At 61.1% G+C, this 15,773-nt stretch carries 14 protein-coding genes; 6 read left to right on the forward strand and 8 right to left on the reverse strand.

The window, feature by feature from the left end:
- Positions 1 to 38: 38 nt before the first annotated feature.
- The gene (locus OU694_RS07125; RefSeq protein WP_308910284.1) at positions 39 to 1,208 is read right to left on the reverse strand and encodes a CaiB/BaiF CoA transferase family protein; all 1,170 of its coding nucleotides are present in this window, start codon (positions 1,206 to 1,208) and stop codon (positions 39 to 41) included.
- A 161-nt stretch (positions 1,209 to 1,369) separates the two neighbouring features.
- Here OU694_RS07125 and OU694_RS07130 point away from each other — a divergent pair, with 161 nt between their 5' ends.
- The 4 genes from OU694_RS07130 (at position 1,370) to mobA (ending at position 6,003) form a co-directional block, all read left to right on the forward strand.
- Positions 1,370 to 2,161, forward strand: a complete 792-nt coding sequence (locus OU694_RS07130; RefSeq protein ID WP_308910285.1) for a citryl-CoA lyase — start codon at positions 1,370 to 1,372, stop codon at positions 2,159 to 2,161.
- A gap of 240 nt (positions 2,162 to 2,401) precedes the next feature.
- Positions 2,402 to 4,612 (forward strand): TonB-dependent receptor, encoded by a 2,211-nt coding sequence (locus OU694_RS07135; protein ID WP_308910286.1) that lies wholly within the window; start codon positions 2,402 to 2,404, stop codon positions 4,610 to 4,612.
- Positions 4,613 to 4,691: 79 nt separating this feature from the next.
- Positions 4,692 to 5,294 (forward strand): NAD(P)H:quinone oxidoreductase, encoded by a 603-nt coding sequence (gene wrbA, locus OU694_RS07140; RefSeq protein WP_308910287.1) that lies wholly within the window; start codon positions 4,692 to 4,694, stop codon positions 5,292 to 5,294.
- 112 nt (positions 5,295 to 5,406) lie between these two features.
- Positions 5,407 to 6,003, forward strand: a complete 597-nt coding sequence (gene mobA / locus OU694_RS07145) for a molybdenum cofactor guanylyltransferase (RefSeq protein ID WP_308910288.1) — start codon at positions 5,407 to 5,409, stop codon at positions 6,001 to 6,003.
- Here mobA and OU694_RS07150 read toward each other — a convergent pair.
- Positions 5,908 to 7,761 carry a pyridoxal phosphate-dependent decarboxylase family protein gene (locus tag OU694_RS07150; RefSeq protein ID WP_308910289.1) on the reverse strand — a complete coding sequence of 618 codons (1,854 nt, stop codon included), beginning with the start codon at positions 7,759 to 7,761 and terminating at the stop codon, positions 5,908 to 5,910. The genes mobA and OU694_RS07150 overlap by 96 nt on opposite strands.
- Before the next feature lie 130 nt (positions 7,762 to 7,891).
- Between OU694_RS07150 and OU694_RS07155 the strand changes: the two genes are divergently transcribed.
- Positions 7,892 to 9,055 (forward strand): NnrS family protein, encoded by a 1,164-nt coding sequence (locus OU694_RS07155; protein ID WP_308910290.1) that lies wholly within the window; start codon positions 7,892 to 7,894, stop codon positions 9,053 to 9,055.
- 10 nt (positions 9,056 to 9,065) lie between these two features.
- Positions 9,066 to 10,295, forward strand: coding sequence for a molybdopterin molybdotransferase MoeA (locus OU694_RS07160; protein WP_308910291.1), 1,230 nt, complete (start codon positions 9,066 to 9,068; stop codon positions 10,293 to 10,295).
- Between the two features lie 75 nt (positions 10,296 to 10,370).
- On the opposite strand, the gene OU694_RS07165 is transcribed toward OU694_RS07160, so the two are convergent.
- The 6 genes from OU694_RS07165 to narH all read right to left on the reverse strand — a co-directional run bounded on the left by OU694_RS07165 (position 10,371) and on the right by narH (position 15,772).
- A complete protein-coding gene (locus OU694_RS07165; RefSeq protein ID WP_308910292.1) occupies positions 10,371 to 11,606 on the reverse strand; it encodes an alginate export family protein in 1,236 nt (411 codons plus the stop codon).
- 118 nt (positions 11,607 to 11,724) lie between these two features.
- The gene (locus OU694_RS07170) at positions 11,725 to 12,384 is read right to left on the reverse strand and encodes a carbonic anhydrase (protein ID WP_308910293.1); all 660 of its coding nucleotides are present in this window, start codon (positions 12,382 to 12,384) and stop codon (positions 11,725 to 11,727) included.
- Between the two features lie 13 nt (positions 12,385 to 12,397).
- Complete coding sequence (locus OU694_RS07175) at positions 12,398 to 12,835, reverse strand: hypothetical protein (protein ID WP_308910294.1); 438 nt, start codon at positions 12,833 to 12,835, stop codon at positions 12,398 to 12,400.
- Positions 12,836 to 12,837: 2 nt separating this feature from the next.
- Positions 12,838 to 13,521, reverse strand: coding sequence for a respiratory nitrate reductase subunit gamma (gene narI, locus OU694_RS07180; protein ID WP_308910295.1), 684 nt, complete (start codon positions 13,519 to 13,521; stop codon positions 12,838 to 12,840).
- Entirely contained in the window at positions 13,518 to 14,222 is a 705-nt protein-coding gene (gene narJ, locus OU694_RS07185) for a nitrate reductase molybdenum cofactor assembly chaperone (protein ID WP_308910296.1), read from the reverse strand. Before narJ ends, narI begins: the two co-directional genes overlap by 4 nt.
- A complete protein-coding gene (gene narH / locus OU694_RS07190; protein ID WP_308910297.1) occupies positions 14,222 to 15,772 on the reverse strand; it encodes a nitrate reductase subunit beta in 1,551 nt (516 codons plus the stop codon). The genes narJ and narH overlap by 1 nt, the downstream gene beginning before the upstream one ends.
- Position 15,773 lies beyond the last annotated feature (1 nt).

A 15,773-nucleotide genomic window follows, 5' to 3' on the forward strand; every position in this document is an offset into this window, starting at 1 on the left:
ATATAGCGCACCTCTGGCAGCGCTTGCCAGAAATTTGTCTAGGCCGGCCTTGCCTTTCGCGGGTCGGTGTCCACCTGATAGGCTGCTTTGACGGTAGCATCGTCGGCACCGAGAAGCGGTGGCGCAGTGATCGTCAGCGACCGTTCGCCATCAAAACTGACGGGGGACCGGATGCTGCGAAAAGCCTCCTTGGCAGGATCTGGATGGAGGGCAGAAACCTCCAGTTCCAGATGTCTTGCCTGCGGCGTCGCCAATATCTCGGCGGGCGACTGCACCGGCGAATGCGGCACTTCGTTTAAAGCCAGACGGTCGCACCATTCGGCCCGCGTCGCAGTCAGGAAAAGGGGCGCCAAGTACGCCACCACATCCTCATAATGCCCAATCCGCGATAGCCGGTCACCAAAGCGCGGGTCCTGCAGCATTTCGGGATGACCAACCGCTTCAGCAAGACTTTCCCAGAATTTGGCGGGCGAAGACATATGAAGCGCGATCCACTTGCCGTCCTTGCAGGCAAACACGTAGGACTGCGACACATGGGGGCGGCTGTAGGGCGTCATCACCATGTCTTCAGAGAAATAATGGGTGAAGTCATCAAGGTTGAAATGACACATGGCTTCGAGCATCGAGACCTCGACCTTGCGGCCTTTGCCCGTAGAGTGCCGCTCATTAAGCGCACCAAGGATGCCGTAAGCGGCGTAGAAGCCGGTGATGGCGTCGGCAATTGCCGGGCCCACTACTCGTGGATGCTCCGGGTTCACCAGAAGCCGCAGGAAACCGCTTGCCGCCTGCGCCACCGTATCGAAGGCTGGCCTGTCCTTGTCCGGCCCGGTGGCACCGAAACCAGATATGGCGCAATAAACGAGGCGCGGATTGATCGCCTGCAGGCGGTCCGCCCCCACACCCAGCCGGTCGGCCACGCCGGGCCGGAAATTCTGGATGAAAACATCAGCATCCGCGATCATGCGGTCGAGGATCGCCAGATCAGCTTCATCCTTCGTGTTCAGCGTGATGCTGCGCTTGTTTCGGTTATAGGTCTGGAAATGGGGGCTATACAGCTCCCCCTTGAAGGCGCGGAACGGATCCCCGTCCTTCGGGTTCTCGATCTTGATCACTTCGGCCCCGAGGTCGGCCAGAAGCATGCCCGCGGCAGGGCCGGTGATGAAGGTTCCCATCTCCAGAACCCGCACATTCTTGAGCACTTCAACCATGCATGCCCCCTTCTTTCGCCATCTCGAAATCCCTCGGCCAAAATGGCCCGCGCCATGATAGCCTTTGCAAAATTATCGGGCGGAGTATAAATTCTTCGATTATCGAAAACAAGTTCGTATAACGAAAATATTTGACACGAGCTTCACGGAAAGGGAGACCCATGAGAATTGGCAAGCAGGACCAGCCCTTCAGTGCCATCTGCACCTCGGACGCCGATAGCATCACGGTGCGTGGCAAGGATCTTGTCGGCGAGCTTATCGGCAAGACTGACTTTACCACCTATTTCTGGTTTCTGGTGACCGGGCATATGCCGACGGCGGAACAGCGTTTCTTCGCCGATGCCGTGCTCCTGTCCATTGCCGAACACGGACTGGTGCCAAGCGTGGTCGCCGCCCGCATGACCTATGCCGCCGCGCCCGAGGCATTCCAAGGTGCTGTCGCTGCCGGGCTTCTGGGGTGCGGTTCGGTGGTGCTTGGCAGTGCCGAGGTCACCGGCCGCTTCATCGCGGGCCTTGTCGCCGAAGTGCAAGAGAAAGGCATCAGCGAGGCAGAGGCTGCCGTTGCCGGTGTGCAAGCGTTGAGGGCTGAACGCAAGGCGATCCCAGGCTTTGGTCATCCGCAGCATTCAGGCGGCGACCCGCGCGCAAACCTGCTTCTGTCCCTCGCTCGCGAGCGCGGCGCTGCCGGCGCGCACATCACCATGCTGATGGCCGTTCAGAAGGCGATCCCTGAAGTCATCGGCCGCGACCTGCCGATCAATGTGAACGGTGCGATCCCGACCGTGATGCTGGATGTGGGCTTCCCGCTGGAGGCGCTCAAGGGCATCTCGCTTCTTGCGCGTACCGCAAGCCTGATCGGCCATCTGCAGGAAGAAGCAACCCGTCCCATCGGTTTTGTCCTCTCCGGCAAGGCGGCGGAAGCCATCACCTACGACGGCCCGACAGGCGCCTGATCTCCCTCGGCATGCCGGGAAACTGGTGACGCCAGCCCCACCTCGGGGCGGGCGTTTTCTTTTTGGCGATCGAGCCGTCTCGGAAAAACTTCGTAAATCGAACTTGACTTCGATAATCGAAAAACTTAGCTTTTCCATCAACCGCACGTGTCGATCATGGGGAGACCTGTCTCTTGGGGAAGGGACAGCCCGCAGACAGTCGGGTCGCCTGTGCGTTGGGGAAATGACAGGGAGGGAATCATGGGAAGCTTTGGAATTCGTCGGCCATATCTGGCCGGAACGTCCCTGCTGGCACTGACAGCAGGCCTTTTGAGTGTGCCAACCACTGCCGCGCTGGCGCAGGAAAGTGCGAGCGATGATGGCGGCATGGTACTCGAGGAAATCACCGTCACCTCGCGGCGCCGGTCGGAAAGCCTGCAAAGTGTGCCGGCTGCCGTCACCGCCTTTTCCTCGCAGACAATTGAGGACGCGGGCATCGAACGCCCTTCCGACTTCGTGGCGCTGACCCCGAACGTGACGCTCGTTGAAACCCAGAATGCGGGATCGAGCTTCATCGTCATCCGCGGTGTTTCGCAAGCCCGCAACAGCGAGCCTTCGGTTGCCGTGATCATCGACGGCGTGCAACAGGTGAACCCCGCGCAGTTCAATCAGGAACTTTTCGATATCGAACAGATCGAGGTCCTGAAGGGCCCGCAAGGTGCCCTTTATGGCCGCAACGCGATCGGCGGCGCCATCGTGGTCACCACAAAACAGCCGTCAGACGAGCTTGAAGGCAAGGTGAAGGTCGGCATGGATTCCGGCCCAGGCTACAAGGCGCAGGCTTCGATCAGCGGGCCGGTCGGCCAGTCCGATACGCTCAAGTTCCGCCTCGCCGGTTCTTTCATGGACACCGACGGCTATATCAACAACGAATATCTGGACGAGGAAGCCGATCCCTATAAGGATTTCAGCCTGCGCGGCATGCTGACATGGCAGGCGAGCGAACGCTTCCAGATGGACTTGCGCGGCTCGATGTCCGAGCTTCGCACCCAGGCCTTCTACTATAATATCGTTGCCGATGTGAACGATACGAGCCTGCCGGTGCGCGTGAACAATGCCGGGCAGAACGACCGCGACATGTATACCCTTTCGCTGCGCATGAATTACGATGCAGACTGGGGCACCTTCACCTCGGTCAGCGCCTACGACAAGCTTGAGGAAATCCTCACCGGCGACGCCTTCAACTTCCTGCCGATTGAGGAATCTTTCTTTTACGGCTTTCTTGGCTTCGACATGAACCAGAGCCAGTATCTGGACGTGGAGGCATGGAGCCAGGAACTGCGGCTGACGTCGAATTCCGACCAGCGGCTGCGCTGGATCGTCGGCGCCTATTTCATCGGCACCGATCGCTATATCTCCACCGGCAACATGGTGGATACGGGGCAAGGCGTCTTCCCGGTCTACCGCGAACCAAGCACCAATCCGATCAACCCGCAAGCCACCTTCCTCGCCGACTCCCAGGACAATTTCGCCTGGGCCGTTTTCGGCGACGTGACCTATGACATCACAGACGACCTGGAGATCGATCTTTCCCTGCGTTACGACCATGACAAGCGCGAGCAGACGACCCTGACGCCAACGCAGTATCTGCCGAACGTGCCCGGCTTCCCCGCAGGCGCCACCGGCGATGTGCGCGACCGGTCTTTCAGCGAATGGCAGCCAAAGGTGACCTTGCGTTACAATGTATCGGATGATGTCAGCCTTTATGCGGGCTACAGCACCGGCTTCCGCTCCGGCGGTTTCAACCAGACGGGCGTTGGCGCCGTTGCTTTCTCGAACGGCATCGTTGGTGTGAACGATATTTTCGAAGCCGAAGTCGCCAAAACCTTCGAGGCCGGCGTGAAATCGAGCCTCATGGACCGGATGATGACGCTGAACGCCAGCGTCTTCACCACCAAGTCCGAGAACAGCTATTTCTTCGTCTTCCTTGCCGCCAACTCCACGCAGAACCTCGGCAACGTGCCAGAGGCGCGCCTGACCGGCTTCGAACTTGAAGGCACGCTGCGCCCGATGGCCGGGCTGGACCTGAATTTCGGCCTTGGCTACACCGACAGCAAGATCAAGGACTTCGAAAACCCGGCCTATATCGGCAACGAGGTGCCGGTGCTGTCGCGCTACACGCTCAACCTTGGTGCCCAGTATCACTGGGACATCACCGACGATGTGCGCGGGATCATGCGGGTGGATTACCAGCGCATCGGCAAGACCTTCTGGGATGTGGAAAATTCCACCGTTCGCCGGCCGGTCGACCTTGTGGACGCGCGCATCGGGGTTGAGTGGAACGACTGGTCGCTGACGGCTTGGGCTCGCAACCTGTTCGATGAGCGCTATAATGCCGAATATTCGCCGGGCGGCTTCGTCTTCAAAGCCAAGCCTGCCCGTTACGGGATCGAGCTCAGCAAGCGTTTCTGAGCCTCCGCCTCTGATCGAGGGCGCCGACCGTTCCCGTGGCGCCCTCGTTTTTTATCCAGCAACCGACAAGGAGCAGATGATGGCCCGCATTCTGGTACTTTACTATTCAAGCTACGGACATATCGAGACCATGGCGAATGCCGTGGCCGAAGGCGTGCGCGAGGTGAAGGGCGCCGAGGTGGTCGTCAAGCGCGTGCCGGAACTGGTGCCGGATGAAGTCGCCAAGGGTGCAGGCATGAAGCTCGACCAAGAGGCACCCTATGCCGAACCCGGCGAGCTGGCCGACTATGATGCCATCATCTTCGGCACGCCGACCCGTTTTGGCAACATGGCAGCCCAGATGCGCAACTTCCTTGACCAGACCGGCGGCCTTTGGGTCAAGGGCGCGCTGATCGGCAAGGTCGGCAGCGTCTTCACCTCCACCGCCAGCCAGCATGGCGGGCAGGAAACCACCATCACCTCGTTCCATACCACGCTTCTGCACCATGGCATGGTGATCGTCGGCCTGCCCTACAGCTTCGCCGGCAACGCCATCATGACGGAAGTGAGCGGCGGCACCCCCTACGGCGCCAGCACACTCGCCGGGGCCGACGGCAGCCGCAAGCCCAGCGAAAACGAGCTCGCGGGCGCCCGCTTCCAGGGCCGCCACGTGGCCGAGATCGCCAAAAAGCTTGCAAGCTGAGCCACAGAAGGTCGCATTCTTCGGCCTACGGGCACGACGCCCTGCTTTACCTTGCGTGCAGAACCACGCATCCTAGGTGCAGGGATAAGTCATGTCAGGACTGCAAGGAACAATGGCCAACGAACCGGCATTCACTCTCCCCGGCATCATACTGGCTGGCGGACAGTCGGCACGCATGGGCGGCGCGGACAAGGCGCTCGCGCAAATCGGCAACGAACGCATGATTGATCTGGTGCAGCAGCGCCTTGCCGGTCAAGTTGACGAGATTCTGATTTCCGGGGACGATGACCGCGGTACCGGACTTTCCTGCATAAGAGACCACCCGGACGGCCCCAAGGGGCCGGCGGCCGGGCTCTTCGCTGCCTGGGCGCGGCTGAGTGCGGATCAACCTGCTGCTCGGGGATTCATCACCGTCCCGGTGGACGGGCCATGCTTCCCGGCCGACCTGGCCGCGCGGCTGAGCGCCAGTGGTGCGCCGGCAATCGCCGCCGACGAGGCCGGCACGCATCCGACCTTCGGCTATTGGCCGATCGCTGCACTCGGGAGCATCTGGCCGACGCTGGACCTTTCCCGGTCCCTCTCCCTCCACCACCTCGCCCGGATGATCGGTGCGTCAGAGGTGCGATGGCCGGGCAGTGACAGCTTCGTCAATATCAACACACCCGAGGAGCTTGCCGCCATGCGGCATCGGCGCAAAGCCGGCGCCTGATACGCCGCTATAGTGTGCGGCGAGTTCTTCGACGAACGCGGGCACTAGCTGTGCCCGAACCTCTGCGTTCGCCCAGAAGGGGTTCATGAAAACACAGCGCAGCAACACCATCGCCTCCGCGTCCACTGCCCCGCCGATTTCGGCCATATGCGCCGCGATGAGCTTTTCATAGCTTTCCAGTGAAAGGCTCGTCTTCGATACCGAAAAATGCGGGCTCGCCACGAATTTCCTGAAAACCGCTTCGGTCCGCCGGTTGGCTTCAGTGAGCGACATACCGGGCTCAGCCAGATTGAAGCAGAGGATATTGGTATCCAGCGGCCTGAGGGGCCGCACAAAGGGCAGTGAGGCCGCAAGGGTGGCCGCGAACAGCCGGCAGTTTTCAATCGTAGAGGCGATGATCTCGCCGAATCCCTCGGGGCCGAAACCGATGGCCTCCGATGTCAGCCACACCGCCGTCGCCCCGGCCGCCGACCGCGACCCTTCAAGCGTATAGGCCCAAACGCTGGCCCCGAGGTCGGCGCGGTCTAGGTAGGGCGCATGGAAGGAAGACACGGAATAGGCTTCCCGGTCCCGCGCCAGGAAGGCACCGCAACTATAGGGCACATAGCCGAGCTTGTGGGGATCAAGGGTAATCGACTGCACCCGGCCAAGCGCTGAGAGCGCCGCCCGGACCTCGGGCACCAGCAGATTCTCCGCCGCCCCGCCGAGAAGGCTCGCGAAAAAGCCCCCGTAGGCTGCGTCCACATGGTGCCAGATATCATGCCCTCGCGCTGCTTTCCGCTCGTCCAGCAGGTCCTGAACCCTGTCCACGGGGTCCACTTCGCCCGCCTCCGTGGTGCCCGCCACCGACACCACCATCAGCACCGGTCGTCCTTCCTTTTCTGCCTTGTTGAGGAGGTCCGCGAGTGCCGTCACATCGGTGCGGCCCGCGGCATCAAGCGGCACGGTCCAGAAGGCCCTTTCCCCGAACCCGAAGACGCTGACCCCCTTGAGCCATGAGAAATGCTTGTTGCCGGGCACCAGAACGACCGGCCCCTTGTAGGGTGATCCGGCATGCGCGGAGATGAGCGACGCGGCCTCGAACGGATTGCTGGCGACAAGGCTATAGTGGCGGGTTTTCGTCTCGTCGACCCCATACAGGGCGACCAGTTCGAAATAGCGCTTCCAGCCCATGTGGGCGCTCGCGAACACATCAAGCGGTACGCTGTGCTCCTCGGCCAGATAAAGCGCCAGGCTCAGCCAGTGATCGAGCCGGAAACGCGCACGCCAGATCGCTTCGAAATTCGCGACCGTCCCGCCGGACGTGAAATGGCCACAAGCCTCGGCAGGGCCATAGCCAACCATACTGGCGAGGGCTGCAATCGCTTCGGCTTCAAGCACAGACGTGACCTTTGAAACTTCTTTCGACGTATTATTCGGATTGTGCAGGAGCGCCGAAAAATGCCCGAGAAGCGCCGGCATGCTCATTTCCGAAACCATATGGCCGATATAACGCGGCGTATGCTTCGGCACCTCGTCCCGCAGTATATCGGTCAGGCGGGTGATCTGGCGGGCCAGCCTTTCGCGCTGCTGCAGAAAGGGCACCGAGACGCGTTCGTCATAGGGGATCGCCTCAGGATCATTCGGGAAAAGGTCCCGGCGCCAGCCGAACCAGCTATCGAGGATGGCCTGCATTTCGGACCGCAGCCATGCCTCGTTTTCGGAACGGGGCCCAAGGAAACAGGCATTCATGCGGGATAGATGGTCGAGATCGGTCATGGTCTGCGCCTCGGGCGGGATGTTCTGCAACCACCTTAAGGCAATCGCCCGCAGACAATTTGATCCGGGTCAAGGAGACACGGCTCAAACCGCCGTTCCCTAGGGTTCAGGATCAATAAGGGGAAGACCTATGTCCCGACGTCGGCCGGCAGGCCCAGCCTTTTTCACCTATGGCTTCAGGCCGTTTTTCTTCAGCGCATGGGCGGCAGCCTTTCTGCTGGTCCCGGTCTGGGTCCACATCTTCCTGACAGGTGCGGAGATCGCCGGGCCGGGCCCGCTTGTCTGGCATGCGCATGAAATGATCTTCGGCTTCCTGTCGGCCGCCATCGCAGGCTTTCTCCTGACCGCCATCCCGAACTGGACGGGGCGGCTGCCGGTCGCGGGGTGGCGCCTCGCCCTCCTCTTCCTGCTGTGGCTTGCCGGGCGGGGCGTCATGCTGTCCCCCTATGCGGGTGACCTTGGCGGGGTGCTGGTCGACAGCGCCTTCCTCGTTATCTTCTCCGCCCTTGTGTGGCGGGAAATACTGGCCGGCAAGAACTGGCGCAACCTGCCGGTCTGCGTGATGGTCAGCCTTCTCGCCTGCGCCAACATCCTGTTCCATGCTGAACGCCTACTGGCCGGCGCACCGGACTACAGCCTGCGTCTCGCGCTTTCGATGGTGCTATTGCTCATCAGCCTGATCGGCGGCCGCATCATCCCGAGCTTCACGACCAACTGGCTGATCAAGGCGGGCAAACCACAGCGTCCCCGTGCTTTCAACGGGTTCGACAAACTGGTGATCGGCGCCACCGTCCTCGCCCTTGCGGGCTGGACTGCCTTTCCTGAAAACGAACTGACGGGCAATCTTCTCGTCATTTCCGGTCTTCTGCATGCGTTGCGGATGATGCGCTGGTGCGGCTGGAAAACGACCGCCGAACCGCTCGTCTTTATCCTGCATGCCGCATATCTCTGGATGCCCGTGGGGTTGGTGCTGGCGGGATACGGCGCCATCGCCCCGTCTGTCATCCCCGCCACCATGGGCCTGCACGCGCTGACGGCCGGCGCCATGAGCCTCATGGTCGTTGCCGTCACCACACGGGCGACACTCGGACATACCGGACGCCCGCTCGCCGCAACCCGCCCCATGAATGTGGCCTATCTCGCACTCTTTGCGGCTGCCGTTGCCCGCACGCTCGCCCCCTTGTTCATGGGACAGTATCACATCGGGCTCGCCGTCAGTGCTGCCCTCTGGTCCTTCGCTTTTCTTGTTCTTGTCGTCTATTTCGCGCCGATGGTCTTCCGTCCGCGCCCCTGAAGGAGTTTCCATGCTTTCCTATCCCGACGCGCTCGCCCTTGTCCTCGATCACGCCGCCCCGGCCACCCCTGTTGAACGGCCCCTTCGCGAAGCCGTCGGATGCGTCCTCGCCGGCGATCTGCATGCGAAAGCTGCCTCCCCCTCGTTCGACAATTCGGCGATGGATGGATATGCCATCCGCTCGGTCGATACGGTAGGGGCCAGTGCCGAAAAACCGGCGCGTCTGACAATATCCCGCACCTTCGCGGCAGGCGACGCCGGAACGAACGTTGCCCTGTCGGCGGGGGAAGCTGCCGGAATCATGACCGGCGCCCCCGTGCCGCCCGGCGCCGTCAGCATCATTCCCGTTGAAATGACCCAGCAGGATGGAGACACCGTCCTGATCAGTGCGCCCTACCCGGCCGAGCGCAACATCCGCCGCAAGGGCAGCGATTTTGCCGTCGGCGACCTGCTGCTCGCCGGTGGCACCTTGATCACGAGTGCCGCCATCCCGCTCCTTGCCGCTTCTGGACACGAACGGTTCCGTGTGCGCCCGCGGCCCTGTGTCTGGTGGATTTCAACCGGTCGCGAACTGGTCGACGAACCCGGACGTCAGCTCCTGCCCGGCCAGATATACAACAGCTCCGGCCCCTACGGCGAAACCGCGCTCAGGGCGGCAGGCTGCGACTGCCTTGGCCGCACAACCGTGGGCGATGACGGCGAAAGTTTCCGCCGTGCGCTGGATACGGCGCTTGAAAGCCCGGCCGATGTTATCGTCTCCACGGGCGCTGTCTCGGTCGGCACCTATGATTTCGTGCGGGCCGAGATCGAAGCCATGGGCGCCGAGATCCTGCTTCACCGCGCCCGCGTCAAGCCGGGCAAACCAATCCTTTTCGCCAAACTGCGCGACGGCCGCCATTTCTTCGGCCTGCCGGGCAACCCGGTTTCAACGGCCATGGGGCTGCGGATGTTTGCCGTGCCCTTCCTGCGTGCGCTCGCCGGCCTGCCGACCGAAGCGCCCGTGAAGGCTCGCCTGTCCGACGAGGTGTCGGCCACCAAGGGGCTTACGGTGTTCCTGAAAGCGGGGCTCTTTGAAGACGACGGCAGGCTCGTCGTCACGCCCTTCGACGGGCAGGAATCCTACAAGCTGCACTCGATGGCCCTGATGAATGCCTGGATCGTCCACCCGGAAGGGGTCGAAAGCCTGAAGGGGGGCGAGATGGTGAATTGTTATCCCGCCGACCGCAGCCTGTTTGCCTGAAAGCGGACGGGCATGAATGGAAAAGGAGGCGGGGCTAGGGACTCCCGCCTCCTCCCACACCGGGGCTCGTCCGTCCTAGAATTCAGCCCCGAGTGTAAGCCAGACCTTGTCGGTATCCGTTGCGAAGGCATCAGCACGGTAATGCGCACCCTTGAGCGCCACGCTCAGCGATTTGCCAAGCTTTTTCGATATCTGCCAGTCGATCTCGTTGCCATAGTCCGCCCCGCCATCTTCGGCGGCAAAGGCATGCCAGGTGACCTGCAGGGTGAGCCCTGCCAGTGCGCCACCATCGGCCTTCGTTGCAGCGCCAACATAAAGGTCCGTGAGGCCACCGGCAGGTGTTGTCAGAAACTTGTCGGCCCAGCCGTTGAATTTGTGAAGGGTTGCCAGCGGCGTCTGGAATGCAGCACCGTCTGCCGCCGCGAGGACCTCGTAGCCAGCCGTAGCCGTGATGCTGGCCACCGTCAGCGCGCCTTCGATGGCATAATAGTCTGTGCTGTAGTCAGCCGCCGCGTCGCCATAGTCATATTGCCGGGCATAGTCGGCGCTGTAGGCGAACTGCATACCGTCGGCAATGTCCACAGCGCCGACGGCGCGAAGGCCGTATGTCTGGCTCGATAGAGTGGCATTCACGGCAGACGTGTCGGTATCAAGGTCGATCAGGAGACCGAAGGCCGTCAGCTCCATCGCAGGCGAGACCTTGTAGCTCAGCTGCAGCACTTCGGTCGCGGTTTCGAGGCTGCCAAGGGGATGGTTGTGGGAAAACACCCGGTTGACGTTCCAGACATGGGCCGCAACAGCCGTCAGTTTGCCTGTCTGGAAAATGCCGATGACCGCATCGAATGTCTGGTCATTCTGGCGCCAGCCGACGGTGCCGACGAACCGCTGGGTGCCGAGATTGATACCCTGACGCCCGGCCTGCAAAGTCAGGCCCGATCCATTCGTATAGGTGAGATATGCCTGATTGAGTTCCGTCCCGTCCGGATCGGCGACAACGGGATAGCGTGTCTTGCCATTGATCGTGTCGTTATAACTTGTCTCACCGACGACCGTTACATCCTCGAATTCGAGATAGGCCGAGAAACCCTTGAATGTGCCAGTCCGATATCCAAGCCGCGTCCTCAATGTCGAGGCCGTCGCGTCTTTCGCGAGACCGTCCTGGTCAACCATTTCCAGCCGGTATCGGAAGCCGAGGTTCGGGTCGCCTTTGGTCAGCGCTTCGGTCAGGCTTTGTGCCTCATCGGCATGGGCCGATCCCGCAGCAGCGAGCGCCAGTGCGATGAACGGCAAGGGGAAGTTTCCGAGCTGCATTTCTTGTCTCCTCAGAGCAGATAACGCAGTCTCGTCGTCCTTGGGGTCGCATCACCTGACCTGGGTCAAGTGATTGGCCTTATTGGAAGAATGCGGCGGAATGTCGCACCCGGCCACCTCAGTCCAGCGGGCGTACCAGCCGACGGTACTCGCCCTTCTCATAATCGTAGGAAAGCATGTCCCCGCTTTCGATCATGAAATACCAGGCATGCAGGGAAAGCCTGCCCTCATCAAAAGCTGAGCGGACGAAGGGATAAGTAAGAAGATTGCCAATCGACACCAGCACGCCCTCGAGTTCGCAGACCTGACATTGTTCCTCAAATGGCGCGTCGGGCATGTCGGCAAGAACAGCGGCACGGGCTGGTTCCAGTTCGCGGATCCAGCCAGCGACATAATCGTCCTGTGTGGTCTCGTCGATGTCACCGATCCCCGACATCAAGGCCCGCACACCGCCACAGGAACTGTGCCCCATTACAATGACATGCTCGACCTTGAGAACAGTGACGGCATACTGAAGCGCCGCCCCCACCGAGCGGTGTGTGTGTCGCCCCTCGGCGAAAGCTGGCACGATATTGGCGATATTGTTGACCACGAACAGGTCGCCTAGCCCGGCATGGGTCAGGATCGCGGGATTGACCCTGCTGTCGCTGCAGCCGATCACCATGATCCGCGGCGCCTGCGGCTTGCCGGCCCAGTGACGCCAGTCTTCGGCGGCGTCACCGAGATATCTTTTGCGGAACGCCCGGTAGCCATCGATCAACAGATCGTAAGCGTCCATCGCTGCCTCCGGTTCAAAGTGCCGCCGCGATGTCGAACCCGGCAATCCGTGTCTGCTCGGCAAGCGAAAGGACATAAGACCGGATGCCTTCCCGCATGCTGCGGGTCTGCAGATAGTCCCGTATCTTGTCCTCCACCGCCTCGAACGGCACGACCTGATCCGGCAGGTTGGAGGCGCGGAAGCGGGCTTCATTCTGCTCGTAATAATGACGGCAGATTTCAGTGGTCGCCGCCGGCACGCTGACGGCTTCCTCGATAAGCCCCATCAGCCGGGCGTCCTCATCCCCGATCTTGCGCTTCTGGCGGCGCGCTTCCTGCCGCAGCAGCTCGCGCACCACCAGCGCCTGCGCCGCCGCATTCCGGGCCGCTTCCATCGACGGCGCGGGGTGATACTGCATTTCGTTGAAAACAGCGTCATCCGTGATTTCGACATCACCTACGAAAATCGGCATTTCTACCCCCTCTTGCGAACGATCTGGTAGCCGGAACGGAAGAGATATTTGAACGGTGCACTGAACACATGGACAAGCCGGGTGAAGGGGAAGATCAGGAAGATGGTCAGCCCCAGCACGATATGCAGCTTGAAGACAATCCCCTGCCCCGCGACATAGTCCGCCGCACCGCCCCGGAAGGTCACGATATGCTGTGCCCATTCGGCCAGCGCGACCATCGAACTGCCGTCCAGATGCTGGGCGGAGAAGGGAATGGTGGCGAGGCCAAGGATCAGCTGCACATAGAGGATCACGAGGATCAGGAGATCGGCAGGCTTACTGGTCGCACGCACGCGCGGATTGGTGAGCCGTCGGTGCAAGAGGACGGTCATGCCAATGAAGCAGATCGTCCCGAAGATCCCGCCCGCCACCATGGCCAGCATCTGCTTGGTTGCCGGGGTGATGGCCAGTTCATACAGCCATTCCGGCGTCAGCAGCCCCACAAGATGCCCGAAGAACAGCAGGATGATGCCGACATGGAAAAGGTTGCTGCCGACCCGCAGGCCCCGGCTGGCGATCAGCTGGCTGGAATCGGCCTTCCAGCTATACTGGTTCTGGTCGTACCTGAGGATGCTGCCCCCAAACATCACGACAAGCGCGATATAGGGATAGATACCAAACAGGAATTCATTGAGATAATAGCTCATCTTGCTGCCTCCTGTGCGGGTTTGGGCGCGGTTGGCGCTATGGCGCGGGGCGGTTGCGCGGTCGGGCAGATGGAACAGGCATTCTCGCCTGCACCATCAAATGCCGGTGCCTCGGCCCATTCGCGGTCCAGCGCTTCAAGGCTTTCGTCACGCCGGCGGTCTTCTTCGATCGCCTGGGCAACAAAAGCAGTGTCGACCTTCGCGTTGGCGAGCGCGATGATGGCATCAAAAACCGCTGAATAGGGCGACTCCCGGTCCTTCAGCTTGGCCGCCAGCGCCGCCACGATATGAACGGCTTCGCCAAGCGTTTCGCGAGCCTCGGCGGGATCGCACACCGACAGAAACTCAAGGAAAAGCGGCAGATAGTCGGGCAGTTCGGCCGCCGTGATCTCAAAGCCTTTCGACTTGTAGAGATTCATCAGATCAACCATGGCCTGCCCGCGATCACGGGATTCACCGTGCACATGCTCGAACAGATGCAGGCTGAGGCCGCGTCCACGATCAAACAGCGCCACATACCTTTCCTGCAACGTCAGAAGGTCGCTGACGGTGAAACTGTCCAGAAGGGCAACCACATTGCCAAGCTGCTTGGGCGGCAGCAGGCGTTCGTCGAGAAGCGCCTCCTTGAGTTCGCGGTGGTGCGCCAGCCAGTCGGCCTTCGGATAACCAAGCAGAAGCGAAAGAATTCTATAGGTCTTCATCATCCCCTCCTGATGTTGCCGGACATGGTGTTTTCGTGGGTTGGTGTGCCGAAAAGGCTCTTCTTCGGGCGACCGCCATGGCAGCCGTCGCCGAAGCTGAAGCCGCAGCCAGACCGCGACGCGAAGGCGATCTCGTTCTCGAACGGTGTATCGCCCGAATATTCGCGGTGGTTGGTCGGGATCACGTAGCGGTCCTCATAGGCGGCAAGCGCCATGATCCGGTACATGTCCTCGACCGTCTCGATATCGAGCCCGACATGGTCGAGGATGCCGGTATCGATGACCCCGTCGACATGCTTGGCACGCATGAAGGCGCGCATGGCCAACATGCGCTCGAGTGCATGGGCCACCGGCTGCTCCTTGCCGCCGGTCAGCATGTTGGCGAGATATTTCACCGGGATACGGAGCTGCGAAACGTCGGGGATGACGCCGTCACCGGCAATCTGGCCTTCTTCATAGCGGCTCTGGATCGGGGACAGGGGCGGCACGTACCAGACCATCGGCAGGGTGCGATATTCCGGGTGCAGCGGGAAGGCGATCTTCCACTCCATCGCCATCTTGTAGACGGGTGAGTTGCGGGCAGCTTCCATCCAGCTATCCGGCACGCCGTCGGCCTTGGCCTGGGCAATCACCGCCGGATCATGGGGGTCGAGGAAGATATCGCACTGCGCTTCATAAAGCGCCTGCTCGTCCGCTACGCTTGCCGCTTCCTGAATGCGGTCGGCATCATAAAGCATCACACCGAGATAACGGATACGCCCCACGCAGGTTTCGGAACAAACGGTCGGATCACCGTTTTCGATACGGGGGTAGCAGAAAGTGCATTTCTCCGATTTGCCGGACTGCCAATTGAAATAGATTTTCTTGTAGGGGCAGCCGGACACACACATCCGCCAGCCGCGGCACTTGTCCTGATCGATGAGGACGATGCCGTCTTCCTCGCGCTTGTAGATGGCGCCCGACGGGCACGCCGCGACGCATGCCGGATTGAGGCAATGTTCGCAGAGGCGCGGCAGATACATCATGAAGGTATTCTCGAACTCGCCGTACATCTCCTTCTCGATGTCCTTGAAGTTATAGTCGGCGGACCTTTTCTCGAACTCGCCCCCGAGGATTTCTTCCCAGTTGGGGCCCCATTCGGGCTTTTCCATCTTCTGGCCGGTCAGTACCGAATGCGCACGCGCCGTCGGCACATCCTTGGCCTCGCCCGAGGTTTGCAGGTGGCCGTAATCGAAGGTGAACGGTTCGTAATAGTCGTCGATCTCCGGCAGGTCCGGGTTCGCGAAGATTTTGGCAAGCAGGCGGAACTTGCCGCCCATCTTGGGCTGCAGCTTGCCATTCTCCTTGCGGACCCAGCCACCGTTCCAGCGCGACTGGTCTTCCCAGTGGCGGGGATAGCCGACGCCGGGCTTCGTTTCCACATTGTTGAACCATGCGTATTCAACGCCGGCGCGGCTGGTCCAGACATTCTTGCAGGTGACGGAGCAGGTATGGCATCCGATGCATTTGTCCAGATTAAGGACCATGCCGATCTGTGCACGTATCTTCATC

This window comes from Pseudokordiimonas caeni (assembly GCF_026719705.1).
Classification (GTDB): Bacteria; Pseudomonadota; Alphaproteobacteria; order Sphingomonadales; family Kordiimonadaceae; genus Gimibacter; species Gimibacter caeni.

Excerpts from the sequence above, each read along its gene's own strand:
- OU694_RS07125 (WP_308910284.1), bottom strand. The coding sequence starts at position 1,208 with ATGGTTGAAGTGCTCAAGAATGTGCGGGTTCTGGAGATGGGAACCTTC.
- OU694_RS07130 (WP_308910285.1), top strand. The coding sequence starts at position 1,370 with ATGAGAATTGGCAAGCAGGACCAGCCCTTCAGTGCCATCTGCACCTCG.
- OU694_RS07135 (WP_308910286.1), top strand. The coding sequence starts at position 2,402 with ATGGGAAGCTTTGGAATTCGTCGGCCATATCTGGCCGGAACGTCCCTG.
- wrbA (WP_308910287.1), top strand. The coding sequence starts at position 4,692 with ATGGCCCGCATTCTGGTACTTTACTATTCAAGCTACGGACATATCGAG.
- mobA (WP_308910288.1), top strand. The coding sequence starts at position 5,407 with ATGGCCAACGAACCGGCATTCACTCTCCCCGGCATCATACTGGCTGGC.
- OU694_RS07150 (WP_308910289.1), bottom strand. The coding sequence starts at position 7,761 with ATGACCGATCTCGACCATCTATCCCGCATGAATGCCTGTTTCCTTGGG.
- OU694_RS07155 (WP_308910290.1), top strand. The coding sequence starts at position 7,892 with ATGTCCCGACGTCGGCCGGCAGGCCCAGCCTTTTTCACCTATGGCTTC.
- OU694_RS07160 (WP_308910291.1), top strand. The coding sequence starts at position 9,066 with ATGCTTTCCTATCCCGACGCGCTCGCCCTTGTCCTCGATCACGCCGCC.
- OU694_RS07165 (WP_308910292.1), bottom strand. The coding sequence starts at position 11,606 with ATGCAGCTCGGAAACTTCCCCTTGCCGTTCATCGCACTGGCGCTCGCT.
- OU694_RS07170 (WP_308910293.1), bottom strand. The coding sequence starts at position 12,384 with ATGGACGCTTACGATCTGTTGATCGATGGCTACCGGGCGTTCCGCAAA.
- OU694_RS07175 (WP_308910294.1), bottom strand. The coding sequence starts at position 12,835 with ATGCCGATTTTCGTAGGTGATGTCGAAATCACGGATGACGCTGTTTTC.
- narI (WP_308910295.1), bottom strand. The coding sequence starts at position 13,521 with ATGAGCTATTATCTCAATGAATTCCTGTTTGGTATCTATCCCTATATC.
- narJ (WP_308910296.1), bottom strand. The coding sequence starts at position 14,222 with ATGAAGACCTATAGAATTCTTTCGCTTCTGCTTGGTTATCCGAAGGCC.
- narH (WP_308910297.1), bottom strand. The coding sequence starts at position 15,772 with ATGAAGATACGTGCACAGATCGGCATGGTCCTTAATCTGGACAAATGC.